General features: G+C 38.0%; 23 protein-coding genes and 1 riboswitch. Of the genes, 16 read left to right on the top strand and 7 right to left on the bottom strand.

The window, feature by feature from the left end; translation table 11 throughout:
- Positions 1–327 precede the first annotated feature (327 nt).
- Positions 328–1,056, top strand: a complete 729-nt coding sequence (locus P8610_RS04150) for a TraR/DksA C4-type zinc finger protein (protein ID WP_394603202.1) — start codon at positions 328–330, stop codon at positions 1,054–1,056.
- Between the two features lie 53 nt (positions 1,057–1,109).
- On the opposite strand, the gene P8610_RS04145 is transcribed toward P8610_RS04150, so the two are convergent.
- Positions 1,110–1,739: a LysE family transporter gene (locus P8610_RS04145; RefSeq protein WP_394603201.1), complete on the bottom strand. Its 630-nt coding sequence runs from the start codon at positions 1,737–1,739 to the stop codon at positions 1,110–1,112.
- Between the two features lie 144 nt (positions 1,740–1,883).
- Between P8610_RS04145 and P8610_RS04140 the strand changes: the two genes are divergently transcribed.
- The 3 genes from P8610_RS04140 to P8610_RS04130 all read left to right on the top strand — a co-directional run bounded on the left by P8610_RS04140 (position 1,884) and on the right by P8610_RS04130 (position 3,701).
- The gene (locus P8610_RS04140) at positions 1,884–2,459 is read left to right on the top strand and encodes an isochorismatase family protein (protein ID WP_394603200.1); all 576 of its coding nucleotides are present in this window, start codon (positions 1,884–1,886) and stop codon (positions 2,457–2,459) included.
- Between the two features lie 117 nt (positions 2,460–2,576).
- Positions 2,577–2,810, top strand: coding sequence for a hypothetical protein (locus tag P8610_RS04135; RefSeq protein WP_394603199.1), 234 nt, complete (start codon positions 2,577–2,579; stop codon positions 2,808–2,810).
- Positions 2,811–3,185: 375 nt separating this feature from the next.
- Positions 3,186–3,701 (top strand): GrpB family protein, encoded by a 516-nt coding sequence (locus tag P8610_RS04130; protein ID WP_394603198.1) that lies wholly within the window; start codon positions 3,186–3,188, stop codon positions 3,699–3,701.
- 330 nt (positions 3,702–4,031) lie between these two features.
- On the opposite strand, the gene P8610_RS04125 is transcribed toward P8610_RS04130, so the two are convergent.
- The gene (locus P8610_RS04125; RefSeq protein WP_394603197.1) at positions 4,032–4,580 is read right to left on the bottom strand and encodes a DUF402 domain-containing protein; all 549 of its coding nucleotides are present in this window, start codon (positions 4,578–4,580) and stop codon (positions 4,032–4,034) included.
- A 115-nt stretch (positions 4,581–4,695) separates the two neighbouring features.
- Here P8610_RS04125 and P8610_RS04120 point away from each other — a divergent pair, with 115 nt between their 5' ends.
- Together P8610_RS04120 and P8610_RS04115 are read left to right on the top strand one after the other, a co-directional pair.
- Positions 4,696–5,091 (top strand): hypothetical protein, encoded by a 396-nt coding sequence (locus P8610_RS04120; protein ID WP_394603196.1) that lies wholly within the window; start codon positions 4,696–4,698, stop codon positions 5,089–5,091.
- A complete protein-coding gene (locus P8610_RS04115; protein ID WP_394603195.1) occupies positions 5,092–5,973 on the top strand; it encodes an alpha/beta fold hydrolase in 882 nt (293 codons plus the stop codon).
- Positions 5,974–6,015: 42 nt separating this feature from the next.
- Here P8610_RS04115 and P8610_RS04110 read toward each other — a convergent pair whose 3' ends face one another.
- Positions 6,016–7,305, bottom strand: coding sequence for a purine/pyrimidine permease (locus P8610_RS04110; protein WP_394603194.1), 1,290 nt, complete (start codon positions 7,303–7,305; stop codon positions 6,016–6,018).
- Between the two features lie 563 nt (positions 7,306–7,868).
- Between P8610_RS04110 and P8610_RS04105 the strand changes: the two genes are divergently transcribed.
- Together P8610_RS04105 and P8610_RS04100 are read left to right on the top strand one after the other, a co-directional pair.
- Entirely contained in the window at positions 7,869–8,126 is a 258-nt protein-coding gene (locus P8610_RS04105; RefSeq protein ID WP_289496116.1) for a hypothetical protein, read from the top strand.
- On the top strand, positions 8,123–8,380 hold the full coding sequence (locus P8610_RS04100; RefSeq protein ID WP_289496114.1) for a flagellar biosynthesis anti-sigma factor FlgM: 258 nt from the start codon (positions 8,123–8,125) through the stop codon (positions 8,378–8,380). Before P8610_RS04105 ends, P8610_RS04100 begins: the two co-directional genes overlap by 4 nt.
- Before the next feature lie 6 nt (positions 8,381–8,386).
- Here the strand turns inward: P8610_RS04100 and P8610_RS04095 are convergent, their stop codons facing one another.
- Positions 8,387–8,797 carry a phage holin family protein gene (locus P8610_RS04095; protein ID WP_394603193.1) on the bottom strand — a complete coding sequence of 137 codons (411 nt, stop codon included), beginning with the start codon at positions 8,795–8,797 and terminating at the stop codon, positions 8,387–8,389.
- Positions 8,798–9,003: 206 nt separating this feature from the next.
- On the opposite strand from P8610_RS04095, the gene P8610_RS04090 reads away from it, so the two are divergent.
- The 7 genes from P8610_RS04090 to P8610_RS04060 all read left to right on the top strand — a co-directional run bounded on the left by P8610_RS04090 (position 9,004) and on the right by P8610_RS04060 (position 15,148).
- Complete coding sequence (locus tag P8610_RS04090) at positions 9,004–9,285, top strand: hypothetical protein (protein WP_289496112.1); 282 nt, start codon at positions 9,004–9,006, stop codon at positions 9,283–9,285.
- 180 nt (positions 9,286–9,465) lie between these two features.
- Entirely contained in the window at positions 9,466–10,575 is a 1,110-nt protein-coding gene (locus P8610_RS04085) for a GGDEF domain-containing protein (RefSeq protein WP_394603192.1), read from the top strand.
- A 104-nt stretch (positions 10,576–10,679) separates the two neighbouring features.
- Positions 10,680–11,714, top strand: coding sequence for a YkvI family membrane protein (locus tag P8610_RS04080; RefSeq protein WP_394603191.1), 1,035 nt, complete (start codon positions 10,680–10,682; stop codon positions 11,712–11,714).
- A 66-nt stretch (positions 11,715–11,780) separates the two neighbouring features.
- A complete protein-coding gene (locus P8610_RS04075) occupies positions 11,781–12,104 on the top strand; it encodes a nucleoside triphosphate pyrophosphohydrolase (RefSeq protein WP_289496109.1) in 324 nt (107 codons plus the stop codon).
- Positions 12,105–12,459: 355 nt separating this feature from the next.
- On the top strand, positions 12,460–13,248 hold the full coding sequence (locus P8610_RS04070; protein ID WP_394603190.1) for a DeoR/GlpR family DNA-binding transcription regulator: 789 nt from the start codon (positions 12,460–12,462) through the stop codon (positions 13,246–13,248).
- Between the two features lie 207 nt (positions 13,249–13,455).
- Positions 13,456–13,590, top strand: coding sequence for a hypothetical protein (locus P8610_RS04065; protein ID WP_394603189.1), 135 nt, complete (start codon positions 13,456–13,458; stop codon positions 13,588–13,590).
- A gap of 238 nt (positions 13,591–13,828) precedes the next feature.
- A complete protein-coding gene (locus P8610_RS04060) occupies positions 13,829–15,148 on the top strand; it encodes an APC family permease (RefSeq protein WP_394603188.1) in 1,320 nt (439 codons plus the stop codon).
- A gap of 50 nt (positions 15,149–15,198) precedes the next feature.
- Here the strand turns inward: P8610_RS04060 and P8610_RS04055 are convergent, their stop codons facing one another.
- Both P8610_RS04055 and P8610_RS04050 read right to left on the bottom strand, forming a co-directional pair.
- Positions 15,199–16,197: an alpha/beta hydrolase family protein gene (locus P8610_RS04055; protein WP_394603187.1), complete on the bottom strand. Its 999-nt coding sequence runs from the start codon at positions 16,195–16,197 to the stop codon at positions 15,199–15,201.
- Between the two features lie 134 nt (positions 16,198–16,331).
- Complete coding sequence (locus tag P8610_RS04050) at positions 16,332–17,369, bottom strand: YecA family protein (RefSeq protein WP_394603186.1); 1,038 nt, start codon at positions 17,367–17,369, stop codon at positions 16,332–16,334.
- 194 nt (positions 17,370–17,563) lie between these two features.
- Here P8610_RS04050 and P8610_RS04045 point away from each other — a divergent pair, with 194 nt between their 5' ends.
- On the top strand, positions 17,564–18,478 hold the full coding sequence (locus P8610_RS04045) for a DUF4349 domain-containing protein (protein ID WP_394603185.1): 915 nt from the start codon (positions 17,564–17,566) through the stop codon (positions 18,476–18,478).
- Positions 18,479–18,616: 138 nt separating this feature from the next.
- On the opposite strand, the gene P8610_RS04040 is transcribed toward P8610_RS04045, so the two are convergent.
- A complete protein-coding gene (locus P8610_RS04040) occupies positions 18,617–18,847 on the bottom strand; it encodes an IDEAL domain-containing protein (protein WP_289496102.1) in 231 nt (76 codons plus the stop codon).
- Positions 18,848–19,219: 372 nt separating this feature from the next.
- Positions 19,220–19,327, top strand: a riboswitch (TPP riboswitch).
- The last annotated feature ends 26 nt before the right edge of the window (positions 19,328–19,353 follow it).

Genomic DNA, 19,353 nt, shown 5'->3' with positions numbered 1-19,353 from the left:
CCGCCTTTCTTACTATTACTTTTAAAAACATACTAATAGCATACCTTACAAAAACTTGGAAAAAAAGCAATTTTTCAACACTTTTTTACATTTTTTGCTGAAAACTAGGTAGAAAGGATCAAGAGGTGGCTTTTTAAAAGTTATTCCATATCATTTTAGAAAAGAAAAAGACTTTATGAGGTTTATGAATGAGGGTTTTAAACGGGAGAGTTTATGTCTGTTTCTCAGTATAGCATGAGTAGGAATGGTGCAAAATACACGGGATGGATAATTATTAAGAAAAACGGGTATGAAATGGTATACGGATGTAGGAAGGGAGCTTAAAACATGTCATTAACTACACAAGAAATGGACCATTTTAAACAAATTTTATTATCACGAAAAGATGAAATAAAAGAAATGCGAGAAAGAAACGACTCTTTTGGAAACGATACAGAATTTCCGAAAGAATCGACTGGTGAACTGTCTAATTACGATAACCACCCAGGAGATTTAGGAACTGAGTTATTTGAAAAAGAAAAAGATATCGCTTTAAATGATCTGCATGAAAAAGAATTGGAAGACATCGATGCGGCGTTAAAGAGCATCGATGAAGGGGATTACGGAGTTTGTAAAACTTGTGGACAAGACATTATTAAAGAACGTTTAGAAGCCGTTCCTTCCACACTTTATTGTAAAGAGCACAGTCCTGGTCAAAACTCATCAGATGATCGACCTGTAGAAGAAGCTGTTTCTGGACCTGATTATAAAAGAAGAAGCAATGACGGTAAAGACGCTACTTTCTTTGATGCAGAAGATACATGGCAAGCTGTTGCCAAGTATGGAACAAGTGAAACACCATCAGATTTTACAGATCCTGATAAAAGGGATTACAACGAAATGTATGAAGACTCAGATGATGATGACGGTTATGTAGAAGAGTATGAAAGCTTTGTGGCTACAGACATTACTGGAAATGAAAGAAGTGTCATCCACAACCGAAATCACGAAGAATATGAAGAAGAGTTGGACCGTGAAGAAGAAAGACAGTTAGACAAAGACAAATACGATAAATAAGACGATTTCTTTAAAAGGCGCTGACTCTAGGATGTTAGCGCCTTTTGTTATGTCTAAGAAAGTAATTTATATATGAGGAAACCTGAAAACCCGATTAAACCTGCGCCAGCAACACATGTAACCCATTTTATTGTGTTTTCATTGACAAGGGAGCGGAAGAAGTGCACGGTAAAAGCAACGTTTAGGTTCCATAGGATGATGCCTGCTAATATACAGAAACTTAGTCCTATCTTTACCAATTTTCCTGATGAAGAAGGGATGCTTTGAAGTGCGCCACCATACACACCAAACCAAAACATAAAATTATAAGGATTCATAAGAGCGATTATGAACCCTGTCCAAAAAGGATTTTTGTTACTAATATTGTTATTGATATGAGGCAAGACTTTTGCTGAAAAAGCGTTTTTCATGGTAGTGGTGCCGAGATAACTAAGCATAACAATGCCTATAGAAAGCATAGTCAGCTGAACCGCTTTATATTGCAGAAATGGAGAAAGGCCCAAAAAGACTACTAACATGAATATAAAATCAGCACTAACTGCTCCTAGCCCAACAAGCCATGACGGCCAGAAGCCCCCATATAATCCCCGTCTGATCATCTCGAGTTTTATGGGTCCGATAGGCACTGCCAGACTGATGCCAAGTACGATGAAATGTATAATTGACAACATAAAATCACTCAAAAGGCCCCCTCCATTCGGATGGCTCGTCTATACTACTTCCAAAATATGAAAACCAATTCTTCAATATTACGGAAGGAAAAATAAAAACTTCATCGAAAAAGTAATTTAGTAAGAAAGCCTATATTGATTAAAGGAGTCTGTACCGTGAAAAAAGCGTGCTTGCTTATCATTGATGTTCAAAAGGGATTTGATGATGCTGATTTTTGGGGAGAGCGCAATAATCTTACTGCAGAAGGAAATATGCTAATTTTACTAGATGCATTCAGGAATGCGAAACTACCTGTCATTCATGTGCAGCACCAATCGCAAAACGAGACTTCTCCACTTCATCCAACAAAATTAGGTTATCAGCTGAAAACAGGTTTTGAGCCAAAAGAGAACGAACCACTTTTTATAAAAAGTGTGAACAGCGCTTTTATTGGAACAGATTTAAAAGAAGAATTAAAGAAAAAAGAAATTGAACAAGTGATTATTGTAGGTTTGACAACCAATCATTGTGTTTCTACTACGGCAAGAATGGCAGCGAACTATGGATTTGGTGTTTCTTTTATACATGACGCAACAGCTGCTTTTTCGACCGTTTCTTATAATGGGCGTAAATTTTCGGCTCAAGACGTCCATGAATCTGCCATTTCACATCTTCATAATGAATTTGCAGAAATATTGAGTACAGAAGACGTTTTGACAAAATGGGTCAGTACCTCTCAATATATGCAATAACATTCATAGACAATATTCCCCAGGAAATGTCGGAAACTGCAAATGGTTTATAGGTTTTATTTTAGGGTAAAAATGAATATACAAAATTAAACAGCGTAAGCTAGAGGTGTCTTACAGATGAATAATGATCAGATAGAAAAATTGATGAACAATCCTGAACAAGAATTAGAGTTTTGGAGAGAAGAAGATCAGCAGCGTGAAATGGTTAGAATGAGATATGTACCACAAGGTGAAAGTGGATATTTCCAGGTTACTTATTTAGATGAGGAAGAAGGAATTATAGGGTCGCAAGTTCTAGACGAAGTTGAAGATGCACTGCGTTTCTTAGAAAAGAATCAACCTGTTAAGTAAATAATAAAACTAGAGGGAGTATCTAACGAATTCTCTTTGGAGTACAAAACAGAAAAAAGCAATGTAAATAGCAAGCTAATTCGCATATGAATTAGCTTGCTTATTTTTGTTCTTTCATCAAGTTTATTGGATTTTCAGTCCGTTGTAGCACCCCAATTCGCATAGGTTTTGCAAGATGACAATAGTTATTGTCACGCATGCGGATTCACTTTTTAAAAGACTTACCCATTTTGTTGAAAAAGGATTAAAGGACGGTTAAACGAATAAATAAAAAGGTATAAAATGTGCTACCCTTATTCAACAAACGAAGCAAGATTGTTGAATAGATTACTTGTTTTAAAGAGATAAAAATACTTGCGGGAGGAGTAAGTGCTGATGAGAAAGACAGAAATACTTCCATGGACAGAAAAATGGGGAAAAATGTATTTGGAAGAAGAAAATAAACTCAAAGCAATTTTTAAAGATGAACTGATTGAGATTTATCATATAGGTAGTACATCAATACCTTCAGTAGGCTATGCAAAACCAATAATAGATATCTTAATCGTTGTAAATGATATTGAAAAAGTAAATTTGTTCAATGATGAAATGTTGTGTTTAGGATATGAACCAAGGAATGAACACGGAATAACAGGAAGAAGATATTTTACAAAAGGTAAACTTAAAAGGTCTCATCACATTCATATCTTTCAAATTGGAAATAAAAACATTGATGCACATCTATCATTTAAAGATTATTTAAACAATAATCCAGAGGATGCAAAAAAATACGGAGATCTAAAAAAAGTATTGGCAAAACAGTTTCCTGATGATACGCATAAATATCAAGAAATTAAAGAGAAGTTTGTAGATGAATTAATTAAGAATGCCGTCGATTGGAATGCAAACTAAAATTCTTATAGGCGCATAGCGGCAAAGGACTCTCCAACTGCCCCGTGGAAAGCGAGAATCCTGGAGCGGAAATCAACCACTTTCAAGAGCAACAAATATTAAAAAACTAGAGGATACTGAGTCTCACCTGACGGCCTGTCTCGCCGGAGTCTCGCATCCTCCCGTTCCAATCAACTTGTTAATGATGAGCAAATCAACAAACTTTTTATAAGATTTTTCTTAAGCTTTATAGCTCTTGGAAGTGTATAGTCAGTCTGCTTAAGGCTGGGATGTATTTAGCTTGTATAGAAAACTTCCTTACACACCATCAACTTCTAACAACCCTACATACTAAACAAACCTCTTCTCGCGATACCATTCCTCAGCGTGCTCTATGCATGTTTCGAGGTGTTCGAACTCTCCATTTTTATACTTTGAGATGATTTTTTGTGCTGTTTCATGCGCTAGTTTCATGTCCTTGTTATTGATATCGCCTTTGTCGAAAGCTTCCATCAATTCATTGTCATCAAGTAAAAAGAGCTCTTTGTCAGGAAGGATCACAATATCCAGGTAAAGATCATCAAACCACGGTATTCCATCTTCATTCACTCCATGATCCATGCACATGTCAATGTAAAATTGTACAACTTTACCGTAGGAATCCAGGACGGTTGTGATTGTATATTTTTCACCTTCAGGAAAATGTTGAAGCCAAGTGTATCCATTATCGGCAATACAAACATCATGATCTTTGTAATGAACAACGAGCGGTTCAGAAACTTGTTTAAGATGAATGACTGTTACTTTTCCTTTGAAACAAGAATTCTCTTTATGTGTAACTTCGAAATGACGATCTGTGACTCTTTTCCAGTTCGGTCGGTCAGCTGTTTTGTGTTCCATACGCACCTCCAGATTTTGTAAAAAGTATACCAGTTTCTTATGCAAATAGAAAGGATATCAGAAAATAGAGTAGAATTTTGTAGAAGTGATGCTGTAAAACGGAGGAAACTAATTTATGATAAACATCCAGAAAGAGTTAGAGAAGTTTCAATTGAGAAAGGGCTGGGAGATCAGTCAGGAATGTGCAGACAAAAGCAGAGAATCTCTTTTGCTGAATCATATGCTCTTAACGACCGAAATCGCTGAAATTGCTGAAGAACTTAGAAAAATGTTGAACACCGTTTATTCATTGGTAGAGGACGGCGTGGAGAAAGAAGAAGCATTTGTAAGAGCTAAACATGAGATTGCAGAAGATATTGGAAAAGAGATTGCAGATAGCATTGCTTATTTGAGTAAATTTGCTACTTTTTTTGAACGAGACATGGAGAAAGATATAAGAAACAAATTGGCGGAAATCGACAAACGTGATAAACCAAATTTGCAGAGGCGCATGAAAGAGGAGGTAAGGTAGGTGTTTAAGGCTGAAAAACACGTGTTAACCTCACAAGACGGAACAAAAATTACAGCTTATGATCACGGTGGAAGTGGTGAAACAATCGTATTTGTTCATTATTTAGGAGGTATCGCACAGGCGTGGGAACCTGTTATCAAGTACTTTACAGATAAATATAGGGTGCTGACGTATGATTTGAGGGGGCATGGGCAATCTGGCCAACCAGATAAAGGCTACACATTTGAAGACACAGCAAACGATTTAGAAAGTGTTATCAATCATTATAGATTGGATAAAGTTCATCTTGTTGGAAGTTCGTATGGCTGTATGGTTGGTTTGTATTATGCAGCTATGCGCAGAGTACGAGTGATATCACTGGTAAATATAGATGGCGCCATGATTAATGATACAGGTGAAGATGGACTTTACGAAGAGTCACTGGAAGAACATCTCGCTAAATTTGAAGGTCAGTTTGATCCTGATTATGAATCGGTAGATGCTTTTAAGCAATATTACCGTGACAACTGGGAGCCTTGGAATGAGGAAAGGGCTAATTATGTAAACCATTTTGAACCGCGTGTAAAAGAAAACGGTACAGTTGGTGGGATTACAACAGAGAAAACGATCAAGAATATCATTTCTGAAATTTACTATGTTGATTTCTTAACTTGGTACGAAAAAACAGAATGCCCAGTCTTATTTTTACCGGCTGAAAAAGAAAATCATCTAGAAAAGTCGATGCGTTTTATTGAGAAAGCGTCTAAAGGATTGCCTTACAGCAAAACGGTTCTGATTCCTAATACGACTCATTTAATGATGTATGATCATGGAAAAGAATTAGCACTAGCCATCCGAAAATTTTACGCTGAACTTCCGGTTTCACAGAAAAGCAGCAGGTAATAGATAAGGGCCCTTTAATTAGATAAGGGGCCCTTATTTCTTTTATTGATTTGGACGTAATTTTTTTCTTTTGAAAAATTGTTCGAGTGCCATACATGTAAGCATACCCATGATCAGACCATTGCTTAAAAGAGTGACGACTATATTAGGCCATTCTTTTAAGGCAGCAGCTGGAATGAAAAGACTTCCGATTCCAACCATCAGTGAAGTACTGATAATAAATAAATTTGTTTCTGACTTTAATGCGTTCTTGTATTCTTTAAACGCTAACCCGATCATGCTGGAAAAGGGTAGAAATATCGTTGCGTATCCCACTGGAGCCGGAATACCAGCAAAGAAAAAAGTGAGCGGGGGAAAAAAGCTGATTAAAATAATGAGTGCATTTCCCATAATAAATGCCAATCGGCTGAACATTTTAGTCGTTAATATAAATCCGGATGCACCCGAGATCGGTACACTTGCTACAGCTGAAAACAAGCCTGCTATCCATGTGTTAAGACCCATCATGATAGATGAACGGTTGTAATTGATGTGTTTGTAATCTTGATTTTCTGATTCATACGCCTTCTCAACAACATTAATACTTGCCACCATGTTCGTAAGTAAGAGCATTCCTACGAAAAGTGAAGTCAGAACCGTTCCTGCTGATAACTGAGGCATTCCCCATGCTAATAATTCAGGTAATGCAAAAATTTCGTTAGAATGCATGGTTTCCTTTGTTAAGTTTAATAGTTTGAAAAGTCCCCATCCAAGTATTAATGAAATAAGAATAGAATAACTTCTAAGCCATTTCACACGTGATTTTCCTAGAACGATAGACAATACTAAGATAAATAAAGAGGCAATGGCCACTTTGGCATCCGCGTTTTCCTGAAGATAGCCGATTCCTAGCATCCCTTTAATAAAAGAACCACTGAGCTGAGAGACAAGCAATATTAAGTAAGTTCCAGTAACTAAAGGAGTGAAAAGAGCTCTAATTGAGTTAATGATGCGAAACGCACCGAGTAAAAAGAACAGAATGCCGCTGATCAGCATGCCGGCAGTCAACTGCTGTAAACCGTCTGAAGCAGTTAATGCTCCGGATGCCACAATACCTGCATAAACAGTAAATACTCCCCACCATAACCCTGCTGGTCCTTCGTTAATTGGTAATTTGTGGCCAAACAAGACTTGTAGAATAGCAGACACACCAATAATTAAAAAAGAGCGCTGCAGCAAATCCGCAGTTTCTGCCTGTGTCATTCCAAAAGCATCTCCAATGGCAATCGGGGCAACTAAACTACCTGCAAGTATAAACACCATCCACTGAAGCGAGGAAAACGTTATTTTCATGAAAACACCTACTGTTAAGAATTTCTTATATTCTATTATAGACATTATACAAGATTCTAAGGAAGGAAAGATGTTTAAAAGGGAGAGTTGATAGGGAAGATTTCTATATCGGCTTCTTTATTACTATAAAACACTTTTTTGGTGAGTGGATTGAAGTGCAACTCCAGTGAGCCACTAGTGAAACAACACCTGTGTTTTGAAAGTTCTTTTTCTCTTTTTACATGTATTGTTTTATATAATTTTTTTTATCCCCTTCACTGACAAGTTGGTTGGAGTGTAAGATGCGAGACTCCTGCGGGACAGGCGGGCAGGTGAGACACTTAAGAGTGAAACGTTAAGAATGTGGCTCACCGCCTGCCCCGCGGAAAGCGAGCATCTGAAACGTAAATCAACCCTTTCAAGAGCTACATAGATTGACTAAACAGCACCTATGTAATTCATAAAATATTAAGAGGTAAGAATTTTCTGTGAAATATTTTTCGACTATACCCATAAAGAATAGGGAAGGTCCGAAATATATAGGCACAGGTAAAGACGACCACAAACAAAGGACGATTCTATTGATGCAGAAACTTACAAATGATGATGTCATTCAATGGTTAGAGAAACATCTATTAGACTTTGAACAGTTTACGCCTTACTTGTTTACTTCACAGTGGATTCATTCTTTTTGTAAGGATAAAGAAAACGGAAATGAGTTCGAAGTAAAATGGGATACATCTGGCCAGGAATTGTTTTGCAGATTGTTGGACAACCTGGATTATGATGATCAATGGAAATGGCTCGGTACGATTAATTTTGCAGAAGAGGTGAAATCATGAGAATTGATGGACAGCAACCCGTTCAACGAAAATATGATGTGAATAAGCCTTATCAGCAGCCTTCTGTTAAGCCACCATCATTTGCTAAAGACGAACTATACATATCTAATGAAGCTAAAGTGCTGCATGAAAATGCTCAGTTAAACATAAGAGAAAAGAAACTTTTAGATATAAAAAAGCGCATTGACGCTGGGGAGTACCAGATCAATGCACAAGAGATTGCTAAAAAGATCTCACAGTTTTATTCCAATTAATTTTAATTATTTTTTGTTATTAGTGCCGCTTTTCTGTTTTAACAGAGAAACGGCATTTTTTATGAACGGCGGTATTGGAACATTCAACCTGCCTGCATTTTCAATCATAGACAACAATTCATTGGATAAATAAAAAAAGATGGTAGCGGACTGAATAAAGTAACCGCCTAGTAATTGGTCGAGCGAATGGGCGATTGCGACAATCGCGAAGATCATAATTTTTTTAAGAATACCTTTAAAGCCAACTTTGCTATTCAGCTTTCCTTCATATGCAGATGCAGCTATACCTGTTAAATAGTCTAATACTACAAAAAGAACAAGTGTTTTAAACAGCATATTCGGCGTTCCGAATAAATAACTGAAAATAGCTCCAATTGAAATGGCGCTCGAGTGATAAAACAAAGTCCATTTAACCACTGAAAAATCCCCCCTTACTCTTCATTAATGTAGTATATGCTTGTACAATAAAGCCCGAAATGGCAAATGCCCTAGCTTGTCCTCCTAATTATTTGAAGGTTTATTTCAAATGTGTTAAATAGTCAAAAAATTTAAAAAATAAGCAGTCAGACACGCACTATATCTGTTACAATGAAACAAATCCGGAAAGGGAGGAAAGAAATGCAATGAACAAAATTACGTTAGGCTTGCCTCCACATTGCCACAAAGTATCTTGTGACGGAAGAATGATCAAAATCAAAGACTCTGGTAACAACAAATGGGCGTTCCCGCTCTCTGGAACGGAGAATGCGGTAGTCGACCATGTTAACGAAGAAACAGGACTACTCACCATCCACGGAAAGGATAAGATACTGGCAACCCTTGAAATGCCAATTCGTTTTTGTGAAGTAGGCAGAGGCTGGCTCTTGGATAAGTTACCAAAGAAAAAACGTGTAAAAATAAAATAATAAAAATTGATAATAATCGCACAGCTGGTTCATTCCTGCTGTGCGTTTTCAATGTATATATCGATAATTTGGAGGGGAAAGAGCCATTGTTTTTAAATATAAGTCAAAGTAATAAAAACTCTTGGGTCAGGAAAATAATGTTATAATAAAAGTTGTAAACGTGTAGATGGGGTGAATGAATTGGGTAAACCACACCTGCCTGCACACTTAAATCACATCGCGTGGAACCGGAAAATATTAAATGTATTTTGGGTTGTTATCTTTGTGTCTGTGTGTGTAGAGGTTATCAATAGTTTTTTAACATTAAGACCGATTAGGGAATTTTTAATATCCTATATTGTTCTGCCGACCGTGCTTTTAATACTTACAACTTTAATTGCGGAATGGAGTTTCAGAAAACAGACTAAATATGTAGATTACATCATCATCGGTGCAGCAAGTATGTTTTCTGCCATATTAATCAGTGTTCATTCTGAAATGTATGTGATGTACACGAGTTTGTTCTTTCCAATGCTGATTTCAACGATTTATTTTGAAAAGAAAAAAGTATGGCTGTCTTTCGTGTTCAGCTCGATGATCTATCTTGTCATTTCAACATTTCACCCTGTTTCAAAGGAATTGAATGATCTAATGGATCAGCTTTCTATGATATGCATTTTGATTACGTCTACTGCGATTTGCATCGGTATTATGAGCAGAGGCTACGAAATTGCAAAATATTTGAACAAAGCACAAGCCGATCATCAAGATCTTATGGTGAAATCAACCATTATGGAAAAGCAAGTAAAAACGGATGCGCTGACTGGTCTCTACAATCACATGGCATTTTATGAATATATGGATGTCTTGTTGCTTCAGGCTGAAACCTACCATTATCCTGTGCACTTAGCCGTGATGGATATAGATAATTTTAAAAAGATCAATGATACGTATGGACACGGCATCGGTGATATCGTACTAAAGCGGATTGCCGCGGCAATTAAAGATAATGTTACAACCGACGATTTTACCGCACGTTACGGCGGTGAAGAGTTTGTTGTCATATTAAATGATATCCATGAAGAGGAAGCGTTCGCGTTGTTAGAAAAAGTAAGGCAAGTTGTACAGAACCTTGCGCATCCTGAAATCGAAGAAAAACATGTGACGATCAGTGTAGGACTGCAAACTTACAGAGCGGGTATGCACAAACAGGCTTTCTTTGAAGGAGCAGATAACAGTCTGTACGTAGCGAAAAGACAGGGGAAGAATCGGGTTATCATACAGGAATGCAACGGAGCGATGCAAATTTAATAAAAATGTAGAGCAGCAGGGGATGGTCCTTGCTGTTTTTTCTTTTCTTCTAAAATCCTTGTCCATGCATATGTTTGTAAAGATATGGCCATGGAGGTGAGGGTATGAGTGGACGGATGAAACAAATATTACAGATTGCCGCCACTTACATCGGCACGGTGGTAGGTGCTGGATTTGCTACGGGCAGAGAGATCGTAGAATTTTTTACGATACATGGCTCAGCAGGGTTTGCAGGTATTCTAATAAGCGGTTTCCTATTTATTTTCATCGGTACAAAGTTAATGATCATGGCGAAACGTCTCGGCGCATCGTCTTTTGATGAGATGAATCTCTATCTATTCGGACCAACTGTATCTAAAGTCGTAAATGTATTGATGCTCATTATGCTTTTTGGTGTAACAGGTGTCATGTTATCAGGTGCTGGAGCGCTGTTTTGGGAACAGCTGCACTTGCCATTTCAAGCAGGAATTATAATGACTTTATGTATAACGTATTTGGTGATGAAGCGGGGAATAGAGGGTATTCTTTGGACAAATTCATTGATCGTGCCCGTAATGATCTTGTTTTCCGTAGTTCTTTCTGTTTCGATGATTGATTTTTCAGGTGGGAGACAGCTTTTCGTTGCAAGTGATTTTGTTGATCATTGGAAGTGGGTTGTTAGTCCCTTTGCTTATGCTGCCTTTAATTTAACGTTGGCCCAAGCTGTTCTTGTCCCGTTATCCCGAGAGGCGAAAGACGAATCGGTAATCAAGTGGGGAGGTTTCTTAGGCGGTTTAGGCTTAACGTTCATTCTATTAAACAGCCAATACGTGCTGTATTCAGTTCCACGTGTTTTAAGTTATGAAATACCGATCGCCGAAATCGTTGGCGGTCTTGGAATAGCAGTACATTACATTTTTGTTTTTGTGATCTATGGTGAGATTTTCTCCACTTTAATAGGAAACATATTCGGACTGGCTGGAACTCTGCGTAAAAATGTAAGGTTATCCAATCAAGTCATCATCCTTGTTTTAATGGCTGGCAGCTATCTTTTGAGTCAAGTAGGCTATTCAGAGCTTCTTCATTATTTATATCCTGTGTTTGGAATGATCGCTCTTTTATTTTTAGTAGTAATTTCGGCTAAAAAACTAAAGGACTGAATATAGTTTTCTATAGGATGTATGTTCTACCGTTTGCTGTGAAATTGTTGGAAGGGAAAAGAGCCAATGGTGTATTACAATAAATTAGTTCGTGATAAAATACCTGAACTGCTCGAACAGGCGGGGAAGAAAGGCACCTTTCGAATTCTGGGAAATCAAGAGTTTGAGAGTGAATTGAAGAAAAAGCTTGCAGAAGGCGTGAAGGAGTATCGTGAGGCTGGTAATGAAGTGGATGCAGCTGAAGAGCTGGCAGAGCTGTTTGAGATCTTGATTGCGCTAACGAAAGTGCATGACCTCACATTACGCGAACTAGATGAGATTCGGCAGGAAAAAGCAAGAAAGCAAGGCCGCTTCCACGAGCGTTTGTTCTTGATTAAGGTGGAGGACTAATGCGGGGGGTCTGACCCCAGACAAATACAAATTGATAAATTTGTATTTGTCAGAAAGACATAATGCAGTATTTTGAAAAAATATGTGAAGGTAAGTTGTTTTTATGTGATTGCTTCATTTTTTTATGTGATTATGTTCATTTTTTATGTGATTATTGTTGAAAATTATGTGATTGTTCATTTCAACCTTTATGAATCTTTTAAACAAGCAAAAACAAGCGTGATCAACATGCTTGTTTCTGCTTGTTTATATACAAAACAGGAAAAAACATGCAAAACATATTTGGCAAACAAGCATAATACCGCATATGATGAATGTACCACGTGGAAATAAGAGGTAATGGAGGAAATTTATTATGTTTTCTGAAGAAAGAAGAGAAAAGATCTTAGAATTACTTAAAAATGAAGGCCGTGTGCTTGCAAAAGAGTTATCAGATGCCCTCCAAGTCTCAATCGATTCCATCCGCCGTGACCTGTCATCATTGGAAGACAATGGACTTTTAAAAAGAACCCATGGCGGCGCGATTCCTGTAACTGAAGTAAAAAGAGGACCTGCGTCCAACGAGGTTCGCTTTGGTGAAGGATCAAAGTATGAGAGAGCAATAGCTAGAGAAGCGGTAAAATACATTCATGAAAATGACACGATTTTTCTCAGTGGCGGCGGGATGCACCATGAGATTTTAAAGAGTTTGCCAGACTGCCGACTAACGATTGTGACAAACTCACTCGTAACAGCCGATGTACTCCGGGAAAAAGAGAATATTGATCTTTACGTAGTTGGAGGAAAAGTGAAGAAATCAGGAAACATGACTGACGCTTTAGTTACCAGCCTTATCAGTCAATATTCATTTGATTTGTCGTTCGCTACAGGCGGAGGTATTTCGGATCGCGGAATCAGCACGGCAAACCCAGAAGTTGCTGCTTTTATGAGCGCGGTTGGGAAAGTGTCACGCAAGCGAATCGGTGTTTTTCCGCATTACAAGATTGGTGTTAATGCTTTTGCGAATGTTGGACCTGCGTCTAACCTCGATTTGATCATTACGGATGATGAAGCACCAAGAGATCACCTTTCTGCTATCGAACAGCAAGGGGTTAAGATCATTATTGCCAGTTCAGATCAAGAAAGACAATCAGAAGCAGAATAAAAATTTCATACTCTTCTAAACAAAGACCTCAACCCAAGAGGTCTTTTTCTTGTCCTCATCAAAAAGAGTGTCAGATTTACTCACAAACATCATGCTGAACCCGTTTGTTTTCATTATTATTTGTAAAAAGGCATTTTCGCAAGTGAATAAGGAAATGAGGTGATTATAATACTTCATTCTTCTCATTTTACATCAGAAGAAAAACTTATGATTCGTGAACTGAAAAACAAAATCAGAAATGAATCAGACTCGCTAGCAAGAAAAGATTTCGAAAGGCAGCTTAACAGCATGATTGAAAAAGCTTTTATAAAAAAGCAGCTGCTGAGGCGGAAAGAGCTTTAAACCTTTAAGCTCCTTAAAGAAAACCTTTGCAAAAAACTGAATTGGCTGTCTATTTTGGTAGGTAGTGACATTTTCAGCTTGTTTATGTTAAAGTGACAATAGTCTTTTTCAGATGGACAAACGTTTCTTATCGCATCTGAAAGTTAACTATAATTTTCATCGCATCAGCAAGTTTAGGGCAATGAAGGCTACGCCATACTAAGCCTCAGCCAGGTTTTCTTTAAGGAGTGGACACAGCATGAATCAAGAAGCAGCATTGAAAAAAGACATTGGGCTTTCAGTAGCCATGTCCATCGTTATAGGAACGGTAATTGGTTCGGGTATTTTCATGAAGCCAGGAAGTGTTCTTGAGTACACAGGTAACTCAAACCTTGCTCTTTTAGCTTGGGCACTAGGGGGATTGATCACATTAGCAGGCGGATTAACGATTGCTGAAGTGGCAACACAAATTCCTAAGACGGGCGGACTTTATGTGTATATGGAAGAAGTATACGGCAAGCTTTGGGGCTATCTTAGCGGCTGGGTGCAGACGGTTATTTATGGACCTGCAGTCATTGGTGCTCTTGGGTTATACTTCGGTTCATTGATGGTTAATTTATTTTCATGGGAAAAGTCGCTTGGACCGTGGATCGGTATTGGAACGGTTCTTTTTCTTACGATCGTAAATAACTTTGGTACAAAGTACGGAGGTTTTGTCCAAAATCTGTTTACGTTAGGAAAACTAGTCCCGATTGCTTTAATAATTGTCTTCGGTATTTGGCAAGGAAATGAACAAATTTTAGATGCATCAAGCGGAGCAGTAGTAGAAATCTCTATGGGTGCTGCCATTTTAGCTACTCTTTTTGCGTATGATGGGTGGCTGATGGTAGGTTTTGTTGCAGGAGAGATGAAGGATCCTGGTAAAACGTTGCCGAAAGCAATCATCGGCGGCATATTAATCGTAATGGCAGCATACTTGCTCGTTAACATTGCATTGCTTCACATTTTGCCAGCTTCAGAGATAGTGAGGCTTGGCGAGAACTCAGCAGCATCAGCAGCAACCATTCTTTTCGGTCCATTAGGTGGAAAATTAATCGCTGTTGGTATTGCCGTATCCATCTTCGGATGCTTAAACGGAAAAATTTTAACGATTCCGCGAGTGCCGTTTGCGATGGCTGAGCGTAATCAGCTTCCACTGTCGCATGTTTTCAGCAAAGTAAGCGATAAGTACGGTACTCCGATTGCTGCTACTTATTTACAAGTGGTTATTGCAATCATAATGATGCTGCTCACAGATCCTGATTATCTTTCAGAGATGGCGATCTTCGCTGTTTATATCTTTTACATCTTCGCGTTTTATGCGGTGTTCAAACTGCGTAAACGCCATAAAGACCAAAAAAGAGTGTACAGTGTGCCGTTATTCCCTATTGTCCCGATTTTTGCGATTTTAGGCTCTGTATACATTGTTGGAGCAACGATTTTGAACGATCCGTTCGACAGCTTAACGGCGATCTTCATTACAGTTGCAGGTTTACCGGTGTATTATTGGCTGCAGCGAAATAATCAGGATTCAATCTAAAAAATGAAAATGAAAATGGAAAAAGACCCTAAAAAAATAGGGGTCTTTTTTTACGCGTTCTCTTTGATATCACTAGAAACATCAGCTTTAAAATACTTTGTGAGCCAACTCTCGATTACACCTAAACTGTCAGGATTTAATGGACGGGAAGGGAGGACTTTAAGCATCTTTTTTACGTTAACCATGGATTTTTGTTCGTACTGAAACCTGAAACCATGTTCCATATCTTTGATGATATGTGTCTCTGATGGTCCTTTGACGAGTGATGAAAGTTCTTCTAAAAGAGAGGGATCAACAAGTCCATCTTTATCACCATGAATCGCTATTACCGGATATGTTACCTTTTTTAAGCCTACTCTTGGATTATAGGCAAAATGCTCTCGAATCCATTTTGCAGGCTGTTTGAAAAAGAATAAAATTTTGTAAACATCTTTGTTAGATTCTATTATCTTTTTTGTTTGTTTTTGAGTTTTCGTTTCAGCTTTTTCTTCATTTATAAGCAACCTCATGAGAAGTCCTTTTATACCTTTTGAATTCTTTAATTCTTGATACGTTAACATTCTTTGATAGGTAGTAAATTCATGTAAATTTCCGACACCACCTGAAAGCAGCATCAATCCATTCAGCTCCTGTCTTTCAGATAATGCTGTTCCTATGATCGTTCCTTCACTGTGTCCTGCAACGATAATTTTATCTCGGTCAACTTGTGGATGGTTTTGCAGGAATTTAAATGCAAGTTCTGCGTCATCTACTAAATCCCACATCCCAGTTGATATCCAATCTCCTTCACTTTTTCCGGTTCCCCTTTTGTCATAGCGAAAAGTGATAAAGCCTAATTTCGTTATGTATTCAGCCAGCTCTTTATATACGTTTAGTTGATACTTCCCCTTAGGTCCATTACCATTTCGATCGAGAGGACCAGAACCAGAGATCATTAATACTGCAGGGAATTTTTCATCCGTATATGCTGAAGCAGGCCGTGCAAGAGTACCGTAAATCTTCTTTTCTCCAGAGATTTCGATTTCTTTTTCAGTTAATGTTCTGATCATTATTAAGTCTCCCATCTTTATTGGTAAAATAGTCCTGTATATTCATTCTATTACAAAAATAGGAAATATCAATAATCCATTAAAATAAAAAAACCCGCCAGGAATTACTGACGGGTAATAAAAAGTATGATGGCTTATACGCTTAATAGTTCTTTCATTTCGCGATAACGTGATGAAAGGCTGGCAGGTGAAACGCCGTACTTTTTAGCTGTTTCAGCTTGAGTAGAAGCGATTCCCCTAATATCTTTTGATACAAGATAATCTAGTGCTGCTGCATAGATCTCTTCTTTTCGTATCGCTGGCTTGGACTCTGTGATATATTCACTCCAAAGTTTTTCAGCTTCTTCAATTACTTCTGTTTCAGCATTCGCTTTGACAAGGTCCGTTACAGCTGTGTATTTTTCTTCCTGTTGATCGGAAACTTCAACTGTTTTTTCGTTCTCGTTAACAGCCGATTTTTTCTCTTCATCAGCAGGCTTATCCTCTTTAGGTTGAGGAACACCTTCAGAAATATCAATTAAAGAGAGCTGAAGAACAGCTGGGAACTCTTTTTGGAAAATTTCTTTAGCATCAGCTAGAGGCTGAAGTTTTTCCACGGCTGCTTTTAAAGGCGGCAGTTCGGACATTGGCATTTCTACATAACCGACATAGAATTCGTGGTTGATGCCGTTTGAAACGAGTGTTCCGAGTAGTGCACTCTCTTGTTTTGGTTTTTCAGCAGCATTGATGGTTACATCGAATACTTTCTCTGACCAAATATCCTGAACCGTAAAGATGAACCCTGTTTTTTGCTCCAAAACTTTATAAAGAGAAGGTGCTGCTGTTATCCAACCAGCCAGAATTTCTGCAACTTCCGGTTTAACCGTGCTCTTTACTTGTTCGACATAAAGTTCAACAGGCGTCTTTCCATCCTGAATTTTTGAGCAGAATATTTCCCAGCATACCGCGATATTTGCGTATGTTTGTTCTTGGTCTTTGGCAACAGGATACTTTTTAACATATTGTGATGTGCGTGCTGCTAAGTCCTGTTGAAAGTTCTCAAGCGCGAATTTAATGAGTCCTTCTTGGTGGAAGGATACTTCGCGTGTTTGCTCTTCTTTATGTAAGCAACATTTTTTATATTTTTTTCCGCTGCCACAATAGCACGGATCGTTTCTTCCTATCATTGACATGCTATTCCTCCAGTAAACCACTTACTTATCCTGTACATACTAGCATAAATCGGCTTTTTTTCATACTTCCATATCATCAGACAACATTTTATCATAAAACGAGATGAGAAAAAAACATTAAATAGGTAGGTTTTATGGGGGTTGAAACCTTTTTTTCTTTTAAAGCGTCTAAGGTGAAAAGGGGGAAATACGATATGTGGAAAAAATGGAAAGTGTGGGTATTTATCGTCGTGCTCCTCTTGAGCGCGTGCAGCAGCAATGATAAGTCTGAAAGCAAGATGGCTAGCGATCAAGATTTTGCCGGTGGCAGTTCAGATGCAAAGATGGAAAATGCTTCAGAAGAAGGAAAGTCGAAAGCTGATTCGGATACTAGTGGAGATAAAAAGCAACAGATTAAAGATCAAAGAAAAGTCATCTATAACGCAGACATGCAGATTTCAGTTGATAAATTGCAGAATACGATGGAAATGGTTCGCAATATGGTTGAGAATAAGGGCGGCTATATCGTGGAATCGAATACAAGTGCAGGTGAGAAGGGGTATGAATCTGGCACGATGGTTGTCCGGGTTCCAATGGATGGTTTTCGAACGTTTTTAGGTGAGGTTCGAAAATTAAGTAAAGGAACACCACACGAAAATGTAAGGGGAGAAGATGTTACAGAAGAGTATGTAGATCTTTCTTCCCGCTTAAAAGCAAAACAGCAAGTCAGAGACCGATTGGAATCATTCATGAAGGATGCACAGAGAACAGAAGACTTATTAAAAATATCAGCTGACCTTGCTTCCGTTCAGGAAGAGATCGAACAGATTGAAGGACGATTAAACTTCTTGAAAAATCAAAGTGATTACTCTACAGTAACGATACAGTTTGAAGTGAAAAATTTAAAAGCAGAAAAGCTTCAGACAGAAGAATTGAATACGTGGGCAAAAACGAAGATGCTGTTTATGGAAACTGTGAATTTTTTGGTTTCAGCGGTCTCCTTTGTAGTCGTTGCGTTGGTTGGTCTAGCTCCTATATGGCTAATTGTAATCGCGGTCCTATACTGGGTATGGTGGAAAAGGAAAAAAGCACAAAAGAAAAAGCCGGAATCCCCGACAACGTTGAATTGATTGATTGAGTTTTTAATAAGTGTCAGTTAACGGGCACGTCAGAAACACCCTCTGCAGCGCGGATATCGATCCGTTAGCTGAAAGGGTGTTTTGGCTTTCACGGCACCTTTTGATAAAAGGTGTACCGTTTAAGAAGCCTTAACCGAGAAACGCTTTGTATTCTGAGGTTAGTTTCATAAAGCGTTCTTTATCTTTTGTATCTAAGGCATTGTCGATTTCTCTTTCATAATACTCTTTGTAATAATTGTGAAGGGCCTCATCCAATACCATTTGAGCAATAAGGCTGAAGGCAAATGGGTCTCTTTTTTGTTGCTTGTACTGCACCATCTCATTTTGGTTTTTGTTAAAAGAAGTGTTTTTGTCTTTCATCCTGTTTCCCTCCTTATATTATCTCCCTATCCAATTAACCTTTTATGTTTCTAGGTTTCTACTAGTATACTGAGCAAGGTGCTCGATGACAACCATTTTATTTGAAAATTCTGAAAAAATTTTAAGAATCATTCCAATGTACCGCTTTTTCACCACCTTTTGGTAAATTTGTTAATGGTTTGTCATGTTTATTTCTGTTAATTCTCCATTTTGTTACAAATGTTTTTGTTCTGTGTTTTTTATGTTGTTATTGTGTGTTAATTACTATTTCCCCGTAATTGAAGGTGCTTAAACACACTTGAAACACTTAAGTGAAAAAAACGTTGACATTTAGAACTCTGTGTGGGTAGGATGGAATTAATTCAATATAGTCATTTCCGCTAGGGGTGCTTTTATAAAAAGCTGAGAGAAGGTTGTAGCCTTCGACCCTTTGAACCTGATCCAGATCATACTGGCGTAGGGAAGCGGTGTGGATGATTACAAGCTTCTCTTTCATGCAAATGCTA

The organism is Fictibacillus sp. UD (genome assembly GCF_043558025.1).
GTDB lineage: Bacteria > Bacillota > Bacilli > Bacillales > Fictibacillaceae > Fictibacillus.
Note: the sequence above shows the minus strand (reverse complement) of the source record. Positions and strands in the feature narration are given on the sequence as shown.